Genomic DNA, 18678 nt, shown 5'->3' on the forward strand with positions numbered 1-18678 from the left:
ATGAGGGTTGCAGTTATAGACTTAGGGACCAATACTTTTCACTTGATCATCGCTGATCTTGATGGGACTGAGCCTAATATTATCTATAAAACCAATCTGCCTGTCAGACTTGGCGAAGGAAAAATTAATGACAACATCATCATCCAGGAGGCCTTTGAAAGAGGACTCCTGGCTCTGCAACAATTTAACTTACGCATTAAAGAACATGGGGTTAGCCTGGTAAAAGCCACAGCGACCTCTGCGATCAGGAGCGCTGCCAATGGTGCTGACTTTGTCAAAGCGGCAAAAAAATTTGCAGGAATTGAGATTACCGTGATCAGTGGGGAAGAAGAAGCTGCTTTTATTTACCAGGCTGTAAAAGCCACAGGACTCGTAAAGGATCGTTCTTTAATCATGGACATTGGAGGTGGAAGCACGGAATTTATCATTTGTGATCCTAAGCAAGTCTTCTGGAAGAAGAGTTACAATATCGGCGCAGCAAGGCTGATGCAAGCCTACTTTCATTCGGACCCCATCAATACCAGGGATAAATCTGCGATTACAGCGCATTTAACTACTGAATTAGCCGACTTAAAGGAAAAATTAGATAAGTACCTGCCAAATCATTTGATTGGTTCTGCGGGCGCATTTGAGACTTTTACGGGGATGATTTATCCGGAGCTGGATTTAAAGACGATTAAATCCCATACAATCCCAATGGACGATTATCAAAAGTTATCGGCAAGGTTTATCAATTCCAGTCATGCGGAAAGAGAAAACATGCCAGGTCTGATTAAATTAAGAGTCGATATGATTGTGATGGCAGCCCTGCTCACAGATTATATCCTGGAGCTGGGCAACCTTCAACAAATGAGTTTATCTACCTACGACCTAAAAATGGGGGTCTTGGCAAGTTTAAAAGATCAGACAGACCAGTTACCTTCAGCTAAAGCCTTGTAAAGTCTTTCTGTTGGCAAGCCCATCACATTGGTATAAGAACCGATAATTTTCGCTACAGCGATTAAACCAATCCAATCTTGAATACCATAAGATCCTGCTTTATCCATGGGTTGATAGTTTTTGATATAATATTCAATTTGTACTGGTGTCAAAGTATTGAAAAATACTTCTGTCGTATCGTAGAAAGAGCGTATTTCACCATTACAAGTTAAACTTACCCCGGTATATACCTGATGATTGGTACCTGACAATTTCGTTAACATTTCGGTAGCATGGTGTGCATCTTCTGGTTTCCCAAGAATTTCGCCATTATACGCAACGATGGTATCCGCAGTAATGATTATACTTCCTTTGCTGTCTTCATCAAATGCTTTCGCTTTTTTCTCTGCGATGTAAACCGCGATTTCTGCTGGAAGCAAGTCTTCCGGATAAGTCTCATCCACCTCTTTCAATACGACCTTAAAATCAAGGTTCATTGCTTTCATTAGCTCTTGTCTGCGTGGAGATTTTGAGGCTAGGATAATGGGAAGTTTTTGCTGATACATAAATAATATTTGTGCAAAAATAACAAAAGCGGCCAATGGCCGCCTTTATTATTTGCAATAAAATAATTTATTGCTCCCCCCCTACTTGGATCCTTGACCCATCCTATTACCTTTCATGCGTTCCTTGCGCTCCGCTTTATACGTTTCGTAATCCTTTTTCTGATCAGCGGTTAAAATAGCACCGATCTTCGCATCTGTATCCTCTGATAATTTCATCATCTCTGCTCTTCTTGCCTCTTTATCACTGTTATCAGTTGCACGCAACTTATCCATGGCATTCGCTTGATCTAAAAATATCGCCGTAGCTTTAGTTTTTTGATCCTCATTCAGGTTTAATTTTTTAGATAAACCTTCAGCACTCCTTTGTGCTCTTTGCTCTGGGGTCATTTTTTGACGACCACCGTCTTGTGCGTGTGCGAATGTAATTACACTGAATAACAGTCCGCAGATCATTAGTAATTTCTTCATGTGGTTCATTTTAATTTTCTAAAGTTCTAAGTTCAACACACCGATCCGCTAAATTACGTTCAGTATATAGCGCTTATTTTTTGTAGGATTAGAGAAAAAAAAAAGCACATGGTTTAAGACCTCTAATGTAACATATCTATTACAAAAGAAAGCAAGAAACAAAAAGAAATATTTGATTTATTTACCAGAATCGGCAGCAGCAGGATTTTCGTCAAACCAAGTACCTTGTACACGCATTACTTTTTCAATCAGATCTCTCACGGCAGTTTTACCACCGGTATAGGGAGAAATATATTGAGAAATGGCTTTGATTTCAGGAACGGCATCTGCCGGACAAGTAGGGAGCCCTACCAGTTTCATGACCTTTAAGTCTGGGATGTCATCTCCCATATAAGTTACCTCAGCCAGATTGAGCTGACGTTTATCCAGATAATTATTCAACACCTGCACCTTATCAGATACGCCCAGGAAAACAGCTGTAATGCCTAAGCCTTCAAAGCGCTTCTGCATGGCCAAACCTTTTCCACCGGAAATGATACATACCTGATAACCTTTTTTTACAGCGAGTTGTAAGGCATACCCATCCTTAATATTAAATGTCCGCAAAAACTCCCCCGAATCTGAGGCCAGGATATCCCCGTTTGTCAATACACCATCTACATCAAAAATGAAGGTGGTAATCTCTTTGAGTTTTTGCAGAAACATCAGGTTTAATTTTGGTTATCTCTCCATTCATAAACCCAAGCCGACTGGATTTGCTCCAGGTGACCTTCAGAACTTTCTTCTTTGGTTCCTTTAAAATTAGGTAGAGAAAGTACCCATTCTAATAATTCAGTAAACCTGATACGGTATATTTTGGCTTCATTGAATTCGTCCCCAAATTTCTCATATAATTCCTGAGCAATATCTTCGTGGTCGTTCCAATAAATTGGTAAAGCAAATTTATCTTGCATAATGCTGTTTGTTTGTTAATTAATGGCCTAAAAATTCGGATTGATCTGGGATAGTCACTTCAATATCTCCGCTGATCACTACACATTGGCAGCCTAATCGGGAAGTAATTCTAGGACGGACAGCACGGTCAATAAAGTCTTCTTCCTTATCGGAAATTTCCTGAATATTGTCCATACCCTTGGTCACGTAAACATGACAAGTACTACATCCACAAACACCACCGCAGTTGTGTTGTAACTCTATTCCGTGATCATGGCATACATCAAGAACTGATTCGCCTCCAGCGATAGGAAGTTCAATTGGTTCTTTACCCTGCTCTTCAAAATTTATCTTTAATTTAAAAATACTCATAATTTATGTGTCAAAAATAAGCACCAAAAACGGTAATTAAACTATTAAACTGTTTTTTTAATGCTTTTACTTAAAGTTTCATAGAGATCCTGAAGCTCAGGCATCCCTGTTAACAATTCTTTATGTTTGGATAATGTTTGTTCATCATTACGGATGGCCGGTCCGGTTTGTACATCGCGGGGAAAAGCATGTTGCACTTTTTCTGCGGTTTCCATAATTAATGGCCGTAAAATCTCAAAATCAAGCTGGTTCTTTTCCAGAATATCCTGACCAATTGCATACAGGTAATTGCTGAAATTACAGGCAAAAACTGCCGCTAAATGTAAGATCCTTCTTTGCGCAGAATTCACCTCATAAACCAATGGGCTCAAGCTCAGGGCAATCTTTTTCAAAACCGCCAATACCCTTTCATTTTTTGCCTCCAGACAAAGCGGCACCTTCGAAAAATCGAGTGCTTTAGTCTTCGAAAACGTTTGTAAAGGATAAAGTACCCCGCAGTTCTTCATCGAGGCAGGAAATATCACAAGGTCCGTTGCACCGGAAGTATGTACCACCAACCCATCAACCTCAGCCAATACTTGTACCATTTCCGGAATCGCATCATCTTTTACCGCGATCAGATACAAATCGGCATGAAGGTCAATATCCGCTTCAACGGAAATCGCCTGAGCTCCAACCTGATCTGCTAATAAAATTGCATGGTCCTGATTTTTGCTCCATACCTGTATCAATTCATATCCTGCTGCAACAAATGCAGTAGAAAAATGTGTGGCCACATTCCCAGAACCGATACAAACTACTTTCATTTTCAGGGTCAAATTAAATGCCTGAGCTTTCCAAATGAATTGATCATCAGGAAAGCTCAGGCAATATATTATTAAACTACTTTAGCTTCTTTTTGTCTTCTCAGGATCGATAATAAAAATCCGATCACCATCACTATGGTACCCGCCCAATATAAATTGATGTAAGGGAACTCAATAGATTTAAATACCACCCAGTCCTTCGCCATCTGAGGCTTTTCGAATACCTGTAACTCCGCTTTTCCTTGGTCAGGAAGTATTTTGGTAAATCTGAATCTCAATCCAAGCTCATCAATGTTACGGGCGAAATCAAAGGTATTATTTCCTTTAACCAGGAAGATGGGTTCTGTTTTGTATACTTTACCATTTACTTCAACTTCCAGTGGTAAACCTACTGCAAGATCGTTTTCTCCTAATACCAGACTTTTTGCTGCTGGTTTATTATTCAACGCTTTCACGGTGATGATGCCGCTACTGGTATGTAAGGTATCTCCTACTTTTACATTCGCTATTCTAGGTGCCTTATAGTTTTCTTCAGGATTATGATCTTCGTGATCCTCGTGTGTCTCTCTTTTATCCGGCGCACTGGTAATGTGTGTATACACATCATAAGTCAGGTAATGTTTCGTATCCGGAGAAGCAATCAATCCCATCTTTTCATTCGCCTGAACATGTGGATTCAATTCAAAATCTTCTTTCAGTTTACCTGTTTCATCGTAAACCTTAAAGTTCAAGGTATAAATGGTGTTTGGTGCAATGGTTGTATCTCTGGTATAGGTTACGGTATACTTACCCATTTTCTTAGGCTCGTTCTTATACAGTACAATATTTTCACCAGGCTTTTCTGCTTTCTCAAAATCCTTTACCGGAATAAAGTTTGTGGTATTGATAGAGATTGGCTTATTGGTTGCAGCAGCCACTAAAGCGCCAATCAATAATAAAGCAAATCCCATGTGTGCCACAGCAGCACCTACCAATTTACGCTTTCCACCAAGCCCTTGTGCCAGTACCCTTGCATTTGCAAGAATGGCAAACACACAGCTAAAGGTAAGCAAGATGTACATTAAGTTGGTATAGATATTAGTCAGGTATACAAAACCTGCAGTAATCACCACTGCAAAAACAATCGAAGCCACTAAGCTGCTATAGAATTTGCGAATGTCTGTTCTCTTGTATTTCATAAACTGTGAGAAACCAGAGATCACAGTCACCAGGATGGCAAAAGGTGCCTGCCATTGGTTGTAATATTTGATGGCATCAATCGGAGGGGCAAATTTAGTCCCAAATGCCGCGTTGAATACCGGAACGGAAGTAGAGAAGATGACCTGAATACAGGCAACTGTAATCACTAACGCACCGATAAACATCCAGAATTCTCTGGAATAAGTTTCTTCATCTTTATTCGTGATCGGCAATTCCTTCCATCTTACAATCAATAGGACCACAGGAATCGTCAGGAAAACAACGTTATACAAGATCAGGTGACCGAACATCCCCAAATCTGTAAACGAGTGAACTGATGTTTCACCAAGGATACCACTTCTGGTTAAGAAGGAAGCATATAATACCAATACAAAACTGATGATCACTAAAATAATTGCAGTAAAGAACGAGTGACCCGTGTTTTTAAACGCAATCATGACGTGTACCCCTGCAATCAGGGTTAACCATGGAATGATGGAAGCATTTTCTACTGGATCCCAAGCCCAGAATCCTCCAAAGTTTAAGGCTTCGTACGCCCAGAAAGAGCCCATGATAATACCCGTTCCTAAGACCATTACGGCAAATAAAGCCCATGGCATTGCAGGTTTAACCCATTCTTTATATTTCTTTTGCCATAAACCAGTTACTGCATAAGCGAAAGGAACCACCATACTGGCAAAACCCAGGAATAATGTTGGCGGGTGAATTACCATCCAATAGTTCTGTAATAATGGGTTTAATCCTAAACCATCTGTAATAAATTTCAAATAATTTTTAAAGTTTTCAGGATCTGCAAATACAACCGGAGCCATCGCTTTCAAATCTTTCACTTCCCTTAACAGGATAAATGGGGAGCTACCAATTCTTTCTCCGAAAATCTCTACCCCTAATAACATAGAGGTTAAGAATACCTGTGAAAAAGCAACAATGGTCATCACGCCATTTTCCCATGATTTAGCTCTCCAAATTAGGATTCCACCTAATAAAGACTGCCAGAAAGCCCATAACCAGAAACTTCCTTCCTGTCCTTCCCAAAATGCAGAAACGATGTAATAAACCGGAAGTTCTTTGGATGAGTGCGAATAAACGTAGAAATATTCGTTATTATGATTTAAAATCAGATAAAATAAAGTAACCCCAATTCCCAGGACACTTACCCAGTTGATTAGAAATGAAATCCGACCTAGACGTGTCCATGATCGATCTCCAAGGTCTTTATTCTTAGTAGCAAAAAAGTATGCTATCGTAGAAAGTAAGGAAGCAGCAAATGCTAAAACAATAAAGAATTGGCCGATTTTACCGGGCAGGAGGTGCTCTCCAATAAATTGTATATCCATTAAGATTAGTTGTATTTTATTACCTGACCGTCCGCTTTGATCTCAACAAGGTCGTTGTTGTATTTAGAAGGACATTTCATTAATATTTTTGAAGCATAAAAGGTACCATCTTTCATTTTACCAATTAAAACTAATTTTTCTGAACGTTCGAAATCTTGTGGCTTGGTGCCATTGTACACCACTTTATTCACCATCCCTTTTTCATCTTTCATAAAGAAAGCAAAATGATTGGCATCTTTTTGAGCATCATAGTACATGCCTTTTTCTTTTTCCCAGTACCCCATCACATGGAATTCTCTGGAATCTTTGGCAGCCTCAGTAAAGGTCGAATAGTTACTGGTACCGGCGTTTAAACTGATTAAGAAGCCTACGCAGATCGCTATTGTGATCAAACCAATAATTGCACTTTTTCTCATGATGCTAATAAAATTTTAGATTGAGACAAAGATAAAAAATATACTTACCTAAAATCTTTTAGAGCCCTGCAATTCACTTTGATGACGATTTATTGATAGTTCTCTGACAAAAACAATGTAAATCAAGCAACAATGATCGAAAAAGAAAATATTTCGGCTATTTCAGGTACTCAGGTTTGATCATTTCTGGCATTTTAGCCCTCAGTTTCATGACTTTCGGTCTGGAAATATTTCTGATATAGGAATCTCCCTGATTTCGTTGATAGTAATCCTGATGCTCCATTTCTGCAGGGTAAAATACTTTGAAAGGAAGAATTTCTGTGGCAATGGTTTGTCCCTTCTCATCCGTCTTCTCTAATTGATGAATCAGTCCGGAGATGATTCTGTATTCTGCTGGCGAACGAAAAAAGGCAATCGAACGATATTCCTCACCAACATCCGGACCTTGCCTATCTACTTCAGTCGGATTATGAGCATTAAAGAAAGCCCTGCATAGCGTTTCAAAAGAAATGATGGAAGGATCATAATAAACCTCTACAGCTTCAGCATGACCGGTAGTTTGCGATTGTAAATCCTGGTAACTTGGGTTTACAGTCGTTCCACCAGCATAACCGCTGATCACTTTATGAACGCCTTTTAATTCCATCATTGCTTCTTGAGTAGCCCAAAAGCAACCACCGGCAAATGTAGCTAGCTGTTCATTTGGAGCTGGCGCAACCAAGACTGCAAATCCATTTTTACTTTCCAGGTGCTGCAGCTTTTGATCACCATAACAACCTGTTAATAAAACAAATGCCATAAAACTGATGAAACTCCAAATTTTCATGATCTATCCCTTTCCGTACAAACAAGATACGGGAATAGAACAAAAAAAGATGTTGCAGATTAGAAAGTGCTACCAAAAAATGACAAATTAAAGCTCAAAAAAAAATAGGTAAGGATTACCCCTACCTATTTTTTGCTAAAACAATATCAAATAGATTATGGCCAGATACCAAGGTTCATATAAGAAATTGCAATTTTATCTATCGAGCCTACAAAAGCAGCAGTTCTTAAGGTCTGGATGCCTGGTTTACTCATTAAAGTTTCTCTGATTTCATGGTAAGAATGGATCATGGTATCCTCTAATCCAGAGTTCACCAATTCCAATTCTGAAGCACCTTTAACAATCATTAAACGGTGTTCTGCAGGAATGCTTTTACCGGTTAAACTTTCTAAAGTATTGATCAGATTCCTATTAGAGTTTTCTGCATAACGATTTTCCATACGGCCAAAGGCTACGTGAGAAAGGTTTTTCAACCACTCGAAATAAGATACAGTTACCCCACCAGCATTACAATACATATCAGGAATGATGATACCCCCCATTTCAGTGAATATCTCTTCTGCTTCAGGAGTACAAGGTCCATTCGCACCTTCAGCGATGATTTTCGCCTGGATATTTCTGATGTTATCTGAAGTGATCACATTTTCTAACGCAGCAGGAACCAGGATATCACATGGTTGCTCTAAGCCTTCCATTGAATTTTTAAACTCTTTAGCACCTGGGAAACCTAAGATAGATCCGGTTAATTTACGGTGTGCAAAAACTTCATCAATGTTCAATCCATTCTCATTGTAGATTGCGCCTTCGAACTCGCAAAGACCAACGATCGTAGCACCAAATTCAGCTAAAAACTTAGCGGAGTGGTAACCTACGTTTCCTAAACCTTGAACGATCACTCTTTTATCACCTAAACCAGCTTTAAAGCCAATTTTAGCCATATCTTCTGCTACAGTTACACATTCTCTGATGGCATAAGCTACCCCACGACCAGTCGCTTCTTTTCGTCCACGGATACCATGTAAAGCAATTGGCTTACCGGTAACGCAACCCAAAGCATCTAGCTGACCTGGATTCATGGTCATATAAGTATCTGCGATCCAACTCATTTCACGTTCACCCGATCCATAATCCGGAGCAGGAACGTCAATACCAGGACCGATAAAGTTCTTTTTGATTAATTCTGTGGTATAACGGCGGGTGATGTTTTCCAGCTCACCAACGGTATAGTTTTTAGGCGTGATTTTGATACCGCCTTTAGCTCCACCGAAAGGAACATTTACAATCGCACATTTGTACGTCATCAGGGCAGCTAGAGCCATCACCTCATCTTCATTCACCATCTCACTATAACGAATCCCCCCTTTGGTAGGGCTCATGTGATGAGAATGTTCTACACGCCATGCATCAATAACTTCAAAGCCATTTCCTCTACGGATTGGGAATTGAAAACGATACACACTGTTACAAGCTTTAATTTGGGTTAACAGACCTTCTGGATGAGAAGTAAATTGTGCGGCACTGTCAAAGTTTTTGCATACGTCTGCAAAAAAATTTGTCTCGTTTGCTGTATTAGCCATTCTTTGTTTTTTATGAATTGAATATAAGTTCTTATACTAATTACCTGCAAAATTGCAGTAAAAAAAACCATTTATGCAAATGGTAAATCACTTAGTGTAAGGCAAACACTACATCAAAACAAGCGCCAAAACAGTGCTCAAACGATTTAAAATAAGTTTTTAGCCGATTATTTCTTTTCTAACTTTTTTAATCTTTTTTCTATTGTAAACAGAAAGAAAAGCAAGCCCAGTAAAATTACGAGTACACAAGTCACTACAACATATATTTTATCAGAAGCATAAAGGCTGTCGCTAATGGTAGAACCACTTCCCTGCGCGAACAATTGCAGTGACAATAAGAACATTAAAAAGGTTGCTGTAAATTTTTTCATTAGTATATCATTTGAGTATTAAAAGGCCATGAAATGACCATTTCCTAATTATTTCGATAATTTATTACGCTCTAAATCACGGAGCCTGTAAAGGAGGTTGTAAATCCAGCAACCGATCAGAATCCAACCCAAACAAGCCGGGTAGAAAACCATTCTCATGCGGCTGTCCAGATCGTAAGCGTTAAAACCTGGATTACCACCATTCCCCGGGTGCAGTGAATCTGATAAACGTGGCAATACAAATAGCAAGACCACCATAATCGGGAAAGCAAAAATATTGTAAATGGCAGAAATTTTCGCTCTCTTTTGTTCTTCATCAATTGCATTACGAAGCACCAGATAAGCGAAATAAAGTAAGATGGCAATCGCAGCAAAGTTTTGTTTTACATCGAAACTCCAGGCTTGTCCCCAGGTAAATTTGGCCCAGATTGCACCGGTTACAATTCCTAGAAGGCCAAAGATCACCCCGGCATTTACACTTTCTACCGCTTTAATATCATCGGCAGGATCATTACTTCTCAATGATTTGATGCTGTAAAAGACTGAAATACTAAACAATACAATCATGCTAAACCACATGGGCACATGAAAATAAAGGTTTCGGATGCTCTCCCGAATAATTGGTAATTCAGGAGTTTTCATTAGAAAACCTGCAACGGTCGAATAAATCACCAATATTGCGCCTAATACTTTCCACCAGTTCTTATACATTGACATTAAATTTTGATCTCTTTAACTCTATTAATCGGTAAATGTAGCGAGAAATTTCTCTACTTCTGTTATAAACCAGCCGATGAACAGCGGTTACTTCGGTTTAAAGCAGGTTAAATGACTTGAGGCTTACGGAATATTAATCTCTCCAAAGGTAGGGAAACAACAAGACTGACACCGACATCACCAAGGCATTAATGATGAGCAATAGGCCGATTTCATCCAGACTCACACTTCGATCTAAACCATCCATTGCATTTTTTGTCAGTTTAATCAACACCACCAATACCGGAATGATGATTGGAAAACTCAAAATCGCCATTAACATCCCCCCGTTCCCGGCTTTAGAAGCAATCGCAGAAACCATGGTGAAAATCGTAGAAAAACTAAGACTTCCAAGTATTGCAGCCAGAAGGTATAAACCCAGATCCTGTGGACCAAAGTCGAAAACCAGGATATAAAAACCGAGTGCAATCACCGTAAGCACCATCATCAACAAGGCATTATAGATCGTTTTAGAAATAATCAGTGCTAAAGGGCTCGCTATGGTATAGATATAAACCTGTCTCCCCCTACTCTCTTGTAGAAAACTTTTAGAGACCGCATTGATAGAAGCAAAAAGCATAATGATCCAGAACAAAGCGTTTAAAGTGACCTTATCTGTACTCACAAAAGATAAAAAACAGACAAACACGGTAGAAACGACATATAAAAGCACACCGTTTAAAGCGTATTTGGAACGCCATTCTAACAACAATTCCTTTTTTATTAAATGTTTGATCTGTTCTGCTAAATTCATTCGGTCGCAAAGATAATTGTTAATCATCCGATTTACTAATGAGCAGGATAATTAAGTTCATAACCGGGAAAAACAGAAACCTTAGCGCAGCAATCCTGATTTTATACCTGATAAGTAATATACTTTTGAAAACTCCTTCCTTTCAGGAGGAAGATAAAATGCAATCCACATTGCGGAATCCCCCAGGTACTGAGGTAACTGGCAATTGGTTCATCCAGACGGTCTATAAATTTTAGACAATAATGCTCAAAATTATGGTCAATAAATTTAAACTGGTAGGCTGGACTAAACTGGTTCAGGTTGATGCGCAGATTGCCATTAGCCAATAAGATCAACAAATGATGTCCATTCATTGCACGCATAATATGTGGGTTCTTCTTCACCCACCTCGCCATACTCCTATTGAAGTCTAGCTCATCAATATCAACAAACTCTTGCGCTTCCATTTTATAATCAGGGCAATACTAACAAAAAAAACTAAAGCGTTAAAATTTTATACATTTGAATTGCAAATCTTTACCTCAGCATGCTTATGACCAGTTCCTATTGCAGTATTCTACAAAGTCCAATTGGCGCGATTTATATCTTTACTGATGAAGCAGCAGTCAACCGGATTACCTTTAAGGAAAGCGGTAGCCAAGGTCTTTCAGAAAACAAAATCAGTCAGCTTGCAGCAACACAGCTAAATGACTATTTTGAAGGAAATTTAACCGCCTTCAACTTGCCACTAAAACAACAGGGAACGGAATTCCAGCAAGGAGTATGGACCGCATTGCAAACCATAGCCTATGGCAATACCTGTTCTTATCTGGAGTTTTCAAAACAACAAAACAACGTATTGGCCATACGTGCCATCGCCGCTGCGAACGGAAAAAATAAGCTGGCCATCGTTATACCTTGCCACAGGGTGATTGGAAGCAATGGCAAACTGGTTGGTTATGCGGAAGAAGTATGGCGGAAGAAATGGCTGCTCGACCATGAAAGAGCCATCAGCAAAAAAGGACAAATGACGCTTAATTTTTAAACCTATGAACCCATACCTTGATATTATACTGAGAAGTCTCGCTGTTTATACTTTTATGTTGGTCGCCATTCGTTTAACAGGCAAAAAGGAACTTTCCCAACTGAATACCACCGATGTCGTCTTGATTTTACTGATCAGTAATGCAGTTCAAAATGCGATGGTTGGCAATAACACGAGTTTAGCCGGTGGTTTAGTGGCTGCTGCAGTTCTTTTTGCACTGAACTTCGCACTGAAGAAATTGATGTATAAAAACAAGAAATTCCGGGATATGCTTTCCGAGAAACCGGAAATTCTGATCCACAATGGCAAGTTGGATTTTGAGAAACTCGCCCGGCTAGACATTACCGACGATGAATTGAGAGAAGCCATGAGAGAGCATGGGGTAGAAAAGTTCAAAGAAGTGAAGCTCGCGATCTTTGAAGTAGATGGCAATATTAGCATCATTACCGGCTCTGATACACTAAAACACACCCAATACAAGCGGAAAAGAAAACAAAAAGCACTGGGTGGATTGAATTGAAATTGAGGTATAAAAAAAAATGAGCTGGTCTATGAAAACCAACTCATTTATATAGAAAAGCCTTTTAAAAGGTTATACCCCTACTTCTGGTGTAGCAGATGGGACCAATACCACTTTAGGTCTTCTTACTGTAATTAAAATCCCGGCTCCGACTACAATCACAAACCAGCCCCATTTCAATTTCACCATTCCTGCTGCAAGATTCACCATCTTTTTGAAGTGAAGAAAACCAAAAGAATCGTGGACTTTGAAATAAATACCAGCCAGCGAAATTGCAACCAATGCCATTACTGCCCAACCTGAAAACTTGATTAATCCTACCTTATTCGTAAAAGAACCCAATAAAGCAAGCACTACCAAGACATAAAAAGCGGTGGCCAAACGGGGATCAATATCAAAATAGTTCCAGTTTCCAATAATCGGTAAGCGCATCAACGGACATAATCCACCCGCAGCCATAACTGCTGCACCTATAACTCCCTGAATTTTCATTCTGATCTTATTGCTGCGTGTTAATACCCATTTTATCGGCAAAATGCGCGCAATAATCGCGTAGATCTTCCACAATTAATTTCTCACCCGTAGCTTTAAGGAAACTATCACCCATGGTTTGTAAAGTTTCATAAAAGAATCTTTTCATCTCATCTACAGGCATATCCTTAGTCCATAGATCGATGCGCATAGAATTCTTATAATTATGATCCCAAAGTGCTAACATCATCGATTTTACAGGTACCTGCTCTTTAGTAGCCGCATCTGTAGATTCCCAAAGGATATTGTCTGGTACATTATTGTCGTCTAATTCAACGGTAATTTTAATTTCTGCTTGTTTCATTTAATTTATGCTGACTTTTATAATAATAAATAAGAGAATGGTAAAAAGGATCACTGTACATTCAATAATCCAGATCTTTTTCAATTCAGGAATAAACTTCCTGAAAATCTGATCGGATACGAAAGCCACCACGGCAATAGCCAGACTAAAACCAATCAGAATTGGCTGTAGATCGATCACATGCGCATGAACAGGCGGTCTTTTCTCGAATAACAACACCACTGCTATCGTTATAAAGATGGCAGAAATGATATTAAGTGGGGTCAGTTTTACTTTCAATTCCCTTGTTTTACTTTTTGTTTTTGAATTTCTTTGACTTCCAGGCAGGAGTTTTATTTTTCATTTTCTCTCTTTCTGAAGCTGCAATCGCCGCGGCGTGTTTCTTCTCATGGAAAGCTCCTTTAAAGTCAGGATCTTCCTTACGTTTCTGGTCGTCAATTGATCTGGCAATTGCCTGACGTTCTTCATATGGTGTCTCTTCCACAAAAACATCCGCAGGCAAAGGTAACACAGGAATCTGTTGTCTGATCAACTTCTCTATTTTCTCAATGTAATATTTTTCTGCAGGCGTAGCGAAAGTCAAGGCATCACCCTTGGCATAAGCCCTACCAGTACGGCCAATACGGTGTACATAATCTTCAATAATGATTGGTACATCGAAATTGATCACATGACTCACCTCAGAAACGTCAATTCCTCTGGAAGCCACATCTGTAGCCACCAATACCCTGATATTTCCTTCTTTAAAGCTGTTGATCGAGTTGATCCTGGTATTTTGACCTTTATTGGCGTGAATAACCCTTACTGCTTCCTCGCCAAATCTACGTACGATAAAGCTAAAGATATTGTCCGCAACCGTCTTGGTTTTACAGAAAATGATTAGTCTTTTAAACTCCTCATCATTTTTGAGCAGGTGCTGTAATAAATTGATCTTTGTTTTGAAATTGGGAACCTCATACAGCTTCTGCGTAACCGTTTGCGCAGGCGTAGCTTGCATACCGATCTCAATAACAGTTGGGTGCTTCAGAAAGTCGCCCGCAATTTTCTGTACCAGATCGCTCATCGTTGCAGAGAATAATAAATTCTGACGACGGCGAGGTACCACTTCTAGAATACGGTGAATAGAGCCAATAAAGCCCATATCCATCATTTTATCCGCTTCATCCAACACCAAAAACTTAAGGTATTGCGTATTGATGTGATTGGCTAAATAAATATCTAAAAATCTTCCCGGAGTAGCCACAATAATGTCTACACCCGCTTTAATCTGTTCGATTTGTGTTTTTGGACCGATACCGCCGAAAACGACAACGGTACGTAAGTCTGTATATTTAGAGAAAATTTTGACATGTTCTGTGATCTGCATCGCCAACTCTCTGGTTGGTGCAAGGATCAAGGCTCTTGGCGCAACGCCCTGAGCATATTTTAATTGCATCAGGATCGGTAAAACATAAGCCGCTGTTTTTCCGGTTCCAGTCTCGGCAATACCGAATATATCCTGTCCTGATAAAACAGGTGCAATTGCTTTTTCTTGTATAGGTGTGGCAACAGTAAACCCTGCATCAGCTACAGCATTTAAAATCTGTCGATTAAGGTTAAACTCTTCAAATGTTTTGGGCATTTTGCAAAGATACTATTATTTATAGGATCAAGCTCAACGTATTATTTATGATAGCGATTGTTTTAAAAAATCTTAAATAATGTACTTTTATCTATATAACTAACGAACCACATGCAAAAACAACAAAAAAAGCTGTTTAGCGCAATATTTCCTGCTGCTCTGGCATTATTAATCGGCGGAACAACTTGCGTAAATGCCCAGGATTTATACCTACCTAGAAATATTAAAATGGCTTATGAAAAAGGAAGCCGGTCTAAAGACGGAAAGCCAGGAAAAAACTACTGGCAAAATAAAGGCAAATATGACATGACCATCAGTGTAGATCCTGCCAGTAAAATCGTCAGTGGTTCAGAAACCATAAAATATACCAATCATAGTCCGGATACCTTGCGACGAATTGCGATTAGGTTTGTCAATAACCTCCATAAACCCACTTCTCCACGTGCCAATCAAGTCAGCAAAGACTTTTTAAGCGAAGGCCTGACCATCAGTTCTTTCCAAATTGATCAAGAAAAGTATAATGTCAAGACTGAAAATTGGGAAACGGTAGCAGGTGTTAAACTAAAAAAACCATTAAACCCTGGACAGACAGCCGAGCTGAACATCAACTGGTCCTACCCACTATCAAAAGAAAGCGGCAGAGAAGGTCAGCTCGACAGCAGCACTTTTTTTGTAGCTTACGCTTTCCCGAGAGTTTCCGTTTATGACGACTACAATGGCTGGGATTATATCCCACATACCGATAGAGCCGAGTTTTACAATGATTTCAACGATTACCGATTGACTGTAAAAGCACCGAAAAATTTCGTCGTATGGGCTACCGGCGACCTACAAAATCCAGATGCAGTACTACAACCTGTCTTTGCCGAAAGATTGAAAAAGTCTTATACCAGTGATGCTGTAGCTCCGATTGCCAATGCAGAAGAAATGGCGAAAGGCTTGGTTACCCAACAAAATGACTGGAACAGTTGGATATTTACTGCTGATCACATCACAGATGTGACTTTTGCCTTGAGCAACCATTATTTATGGGATGCCGGCAGTGTAGTGGTAGATGCTAAAACAGGTAGAAGAGCCAGTGCCCAGGCCGCTTATGATGCCAAAGCACCTGATTTCCCCAAAGCAGTAGACTGGACCAAACAATCCTTATCCTGGTTTTCGAACAACTGGCCTGGTGTAGCTTATCCATTTTCAAAAATGACCGCGGTACAGGGCTTTGCGGACATGGAATACCCGATGATGATCAACGACTCGACCACCCCAGACATGGAATTCTCGCAATTCGTATTGAACCATGAAGTGGCACATACTTATTTCCCTTTTTACATGGGGACCAATGAAACCAGGTATGCGCATATGGATGAAGGTTGGGCCACCACACTCGAATACCTGATCTCCACCGCACAACTTGGAAAAGAAAAAGCAGATGCAAACTTTAAAAGATTCCGCGTGAATAACTGGATTAATGATCCTTCAACCGAAGAAGATCAGCCCATCATCACCCTTTCTACACAAGTATCCGGTCCCGGTTACGGCAATAATGCCTATGTAAAACCATCCCTAGCCTACCTTGCTTTAAAAGACATGCTTGGCGATGTAAATTTCAAAAAGTACCTACACGCCTATATGGAGCGCTGGAATGGTAAACATCCTATCCCATGGGACTTCTTTTACACTTTCAACAATGTATCCGGGCAAAACCTGAACTGGTACTGGAACAACTGGTTTTTTAGCAACAACTACATTGACCTGGTGATTAAACAAGTTTCCAATAAAGGACTCGTGTACCAGATTAAACTAGATAATGTTGGTGGATTTGCCATTCCATTTGATGTAAAATTGAAATATAAAGATGGGACTACCAAGGTGATTCACCAAACTTCTGCCATCTGGAAAGCCAATCAAAAATCGGCAGTCGTTACACTAAATGCAAAGCAAGGTTTAGCCGAAATTCTGGTTGACGGTGGAATATTTATGGATGCTACCCCCGCAGACAACATCTGGAAGGGCAAATAACGTTTTTTTTATTTAAGTTTGAAGGCATGAACACCATTCTGATAAAAGCGGCCTCAGTGGTAAACGAAGGCCAAATCTTTGTTGCTGACGTACTCATTAAAGAGGGATTTATTGTAAAAATTGCACCGAATATCCAAGCGGAAGGCGCAAAAGAAATCAATGCAGAGGGCTTGCACCTCTTCCCAGGAATGATCGATGATCAGGTACATTTTAGAGAACCCGGACTAACGGATAAAGCGGATATATTTTCTGAAAGTATGGCTGCCGTTGCCGGAGGGATCACTTCCTTCATGGAAATGCCCAATACCGTTCCAAATACATTAAGTCAGCAATTATTGGCTGATAAATATAAAATTGCCTCGGAAGTTTCTCTAGCGAATTACTCCTTTTTCATGGGTGCTTCCAATGATAACCTGGATGAAGTATTGAAAACTGATCCTAAAAACGTTTGCGGGATTAAGGTATTCATGGGTTCTTCTACCGGGAATATGTTGGTAGACAATGCCACGGTTTTGGAGAACATTTTCAAAGATGCTCCTATGTTGGTGGCCACCCATTGTGAAGATGAAAAAACCATCAGAGAGAACATGGCGCGCTACAAAGCACAATATGGCGATAACATCACCATAGACATGCACCCACTTATCAGAAGTGCTGAAGCTTGTTATATTTCTTCTTCCATGGCAGTTGAACTGGCTAAAAAACACCAGACACGCTTACACATCCTACACATTTCTACAGCTAAGGAAGTGGCACTTTTTGACAACATTACGCCACTAAAAGATAAAAAAATCACTGCAGAGGCCTGCATACATCACCTTTGGTTCGACGATAGAGATTATGCCACAAAAGGCAACTGGATCAAATGGAATCCAGCAGTAAAAACAGAGCAGGATAAAGATGCGATCCTAAAAGGTGTATTAGATGGCCATATCGACATCATTGCTACGGATCATGCCCCACATACCATTGCAGAAAAAGAGCAACCTTACTTACAAGCCCCTTCTGGTGGCCCATTGGTACAACATGCACTTTCTGCCTTATTGGAAATGTACCATCAAAAGAAAATCACTCTGGAACAGATTGCAGAAAAAACAGCACACAATGTGGCTACTTGTTTCCAGGTAGACAGAAGAGGTTTCATTAGAGAAGGTTACTGGGCAGATTTAGTATTGGTAAACCTGAATGATCCGGTTAAAGTGACCCGAGCAAACCTTTGGTACAAATGCGGTTGGTCACCTTTTGAAGGCCAAACCTTCCAGTCTGAAATTACACATACCTTCATCTCTGGAAACCTGGCTTATCAAAAAGGTAGCTTTATGACCAATGAAAAAGGAAAAAGACTAGCCTTTAACAGGTAAT

At 39.8% G+C, this 18678-nt stretch carries 23 protein-coding genes; 5 read left to right on the forward strand and 18 right to left on the reverse strand.

All coding sequences use genetic code 11. The features are described from left to right. Positions 1–939, forward strand: a complete 939-nt coding sequence (locus tag GM920_RS21460; RefSeq protein WP_182961353.1) for a Ppx/GppA phosphatase family protein — start codon at positions 1–3, stop codon at positions 937–939. On the opposite strand, the gene GM920_RS21465 is transcribed toward GM920_RS21460, so the two are convergent. The 14 genes from GM920_RS21465 to GM920_RS21530 form a co-directional block, all read right to left on the reverse strand. Continuing rightward, complete coding sequence (locus GM920_RS21465; protein ID WP_182961355.1) at positions 903–1484, reverse strand: Maf family nucleotide pyrophosphatase; 582 nt, start codon at positions 1482–1484, stop codon at positions 903–905. The two genes, GM920_RS21460 and GM920_RS21465, sit on opposite strands and share 37 nt — an antisense overlap. 81 nt (positions 1485–1565) lie before the next feature. After that, positions 1566–1952: a hypothetical protein gene (locus tag GM920_RS21470; RefSeq protein WP_182961357.1), complete on the reverse strand. Its 387-nt coding sequence runs from the start codon at positions 1950–1952 to the stop codon at positions 1566–1568. A gap of 177 nt (positions 1953–2129) precedes the next feature. Beyond that, entirely contained in the window at positions 2130–2657 is a 528-nt protein-coding gene (locus GM920_RS21475) for a KdsC family phosphatase (protein WP_182961359.1), read from the reverse strand. A 5-nt stretch (positions 2658–2662) separates the two neighbouring features. Then, positions 2663–2905 (reverse strand): Fe-S cluster assembly protein IscX, encoded by a 243-nt coding sequence (gene iscX, locus GM920_RS21480; RefSeq protein WP_182961361.1) that lies wholly within the window; start codon positions 2903–2905, stop codon positions 2663–2665. Between the two features lie 19 nt (positions 2906–2924). After that, on the reverse strand, positions 2925–3257 hold the full coding sequence (locus GM920_RS21485; protein WP_182961363.1) for a 2Fe-2S iron-sulfur cluster-binding protein: 333 nt from the start codon (positions 3255–3257) through the stop codon (positions 2925–2927). A 44-nt stretch (positions 3258–3301) separates the two neighbouring features. Continuing rightward, positions 3302–4063 (reverse strand): Rossmann-like and DUF2520 domain-containing protein, encoded by a 762-nt coding sequence (locus tag GM920_RS21490; RefSeq protein WP_182961365.1) that lies wholly within the window; start codon positions 4061–4063, stop codon positions 3302–3304. A gap of 71 nt (positions 4064–4134) precedes the next feature. Next, on the reverse strand, positions 4135–6600 hold the full coding sequence (locus GM920_RS21495) for a heme lyase CcmF/NrfE family subunit (RefSeq protein ID WP_182961374.1): 2466 nt from the start codon (positions 6598–6600) through the stop codon (positions 4135–4137). A 5-nt stretch (positions 6601–6605) separates the two neighbouring features. Next, positions 6606–7016: a cytochrome c maturation protein CcmE domain-containing protein gene (locus GM920_RS21500; protein WP_182961376.1), complete on the reverse strand. Its 411-nt coding sequence runs from the start codon at positions 7014–7016 to the stop codon at positions 6606–6608. Between the two features lie 157 nt (positions 7017–7173). Continuing rightward, positions 7174–7842 carry a peptide-methionine (S)-S-oxide reductase MsrA gene (gene msrA, locus GM920_RS21505; RefSeq protein ID WP_182961378.1) on the reverse strand — a complete coding sequence of 223 codons (669 nt, stop codon included), beginning with the start codon at positions 7840–7842 and terminating at the stop codon, positions 7174–7176. Positions 7843–7997: 155 nt separating this feature from the next. Beyond that, positions 7998–9419 (reverse strand): Glu/Leu/Phe/Val family dehydrogenase, encoded by a 1422-nt coding sequence (locus GM920_RS21510; protein ID WP_182961380.1) that lies wholly within the window; start codon positions 9417–9419, stop codon positions 7998–8000. Positions 9420–9586: 167 nt separating this feature from the next. Further along, positions 9587–9790, reverse strand: a complete 204-nt coding sequence (locus GM920_RS21515) for a CcmD family protein (protein WP_182961382.1) — start codon at positions 9788–9790, stop codon at positions 9587–9589. Between the two features lie 48 nt (positions 9791–9838). Then, positions 9839–10501 carry a cytochrome c biogenesis protein CcsA gene (ccsA, locus tag GM920_RS21520; RefSeq protein ID WP_182961390.1) on the reverse strand — a complete coding sequence of 221 codons (663 nt, stop codon included), beginning with the start codon at positions 10499–10501 and terminating at the stop codon, positions 9839–9841. 139 nt (positions 10502–10640) lie between these two features. Beyond that, complete coding sequence (locus tag GM920_RS21525) at positions 10641–11300, reverse strand: heme exporter protein CcmB (RefSeq protein ID WP_182961392.1); 660 nt, start codon at positions 11298–11300, stop codon at positions 10641–10643. A 101-nt stretch (positions 11301–11401) separates the two neighbouring features. Next, entirely contained in the window at positions 11402–11746 is a 345-nt protein-coding gene (locus tag GM920_RS21530) for a hypothetical protein (protein WP_182961394.1), read from the reverse strand. Positions 11747–11832: 86 nt separating this feature from the next. Between GM920_RS21530 and GM920_RS21535 the strand changes: the two genes are divergently transcribed. Both GM920_RS21535 and GM920_RS21540 read left to right on the forward strand, forming a co-directional pair. Beyond that, entirely contained in the window at positions 11833–12324 is a 492-nt protein-coding gene (locus GM920_RS21535; RefSeq protein WP_182961396.1) for a methylated-DNA--[protein]-cysteine S-methyltransferase, read from the forward strand. 4 nt (positions 12325–12328) lie between these two features. Then, positions 12329–12844 (forward strand): DUF421 domain-containing protein, encoded by a 516-nt coding sequence (locus GM920_RS21540; RefSeq protein ID WP_182961398.1) that lies wholly within the window; start codon positions 12329–12331, stop codon positions 12842–12844. A 72-nt stretch (positions 12845–12916) separates the two neighbouring features. On the opposite strand, the gene GM920_RS21545 is transcribed toward GM920_RS21540, so the two are convergent. The 4 genes from GM920_RS21545 to GM920_RS21560 are packed head-to-tail and all read right to left on the reverse strand — an operon-like array spanning position 12917 to position 15300. Next, a complete protein-coding gene (locus GM920_RS21545; RefSeq protein WP_182961400.1) occupies positions 12917–13336 on the reverse strand; it encodes a hypothetical protein in 420 nt (139 codons plus the stop codon). 7 nt (positions 13337–13343) lie between these two features. Continuing rightward, the gene (gene gldC / locus GM920_RS21550; RefSeq protein WP_182961402.1) at positions 13344–13679 is read right to left on the reverse strand and encodes a gliding motility protein GldC; all 336 of its coding nucleotides are present in this window, start codon (positions 13677–13679) and stop codon (positions 13344–13346) included. After that, entirely contained in the window at positions 13680–13958 is a 279-nt protein-coding gene (locus tag GM920_RS21555) for a hypothetical protein (RefSeq protein WP_235964605.1), read from the reverse strand. It abuts the gene before it with no gap. Between the two features lie 10 nt (positions 13959–13968). Beyond that, positions 13969–15300, reverse strand: coding sequence for a DEAD/DEAH box helicase (locus tag GM920_RS21560; RefSeq protein ID WP_182961404.1), 1332 nt, complete (start codon positions 15298–15300; stop codon positions 13969–13971). A gap of 111 nt (positions 15301–15411) precedes the next feature. Here GM920_RS21560 and GM920_RS21565 point away from each other — a divergent pair, with 111 nt between their 5' ends. Further along, on the forward strand, positions 15412–17316 hold the full coding sequence (locus tag GM920_RS21565; protein WP_182961406.1) for a M1 family metallopeptidase: 1905 nt from the start codon (positions 15412–15414) through the stop codon (positions 17314–17316). A 26-nt stretch (positions 17317–17342) separates the two neighbouring features. Then, positions 17343–18677: a dihydroorotase gene (locus GM920_RS21570; protein ID WP_182961408.1), complete on the forward strand. Its 1335-nt coding sequence runs from the start codon at positions 17343–17345 to the stop codon at positions 18675–18677. The last annotated feature ends 1 nt before the right edge of the window (position 18678 follow it).

Origin of the sequence: Pedobacter gandavensis (genome assembly GCF_014172405.1) — a bacterium.
In the GTDB taxonomy this organism is placed as follows: Bacteria; Bacteroidota; Bacteroidia; order Sphingobacteriales; family Sphingobacteriaceae; genus Pedobacter; species Pedobacter gandavensis.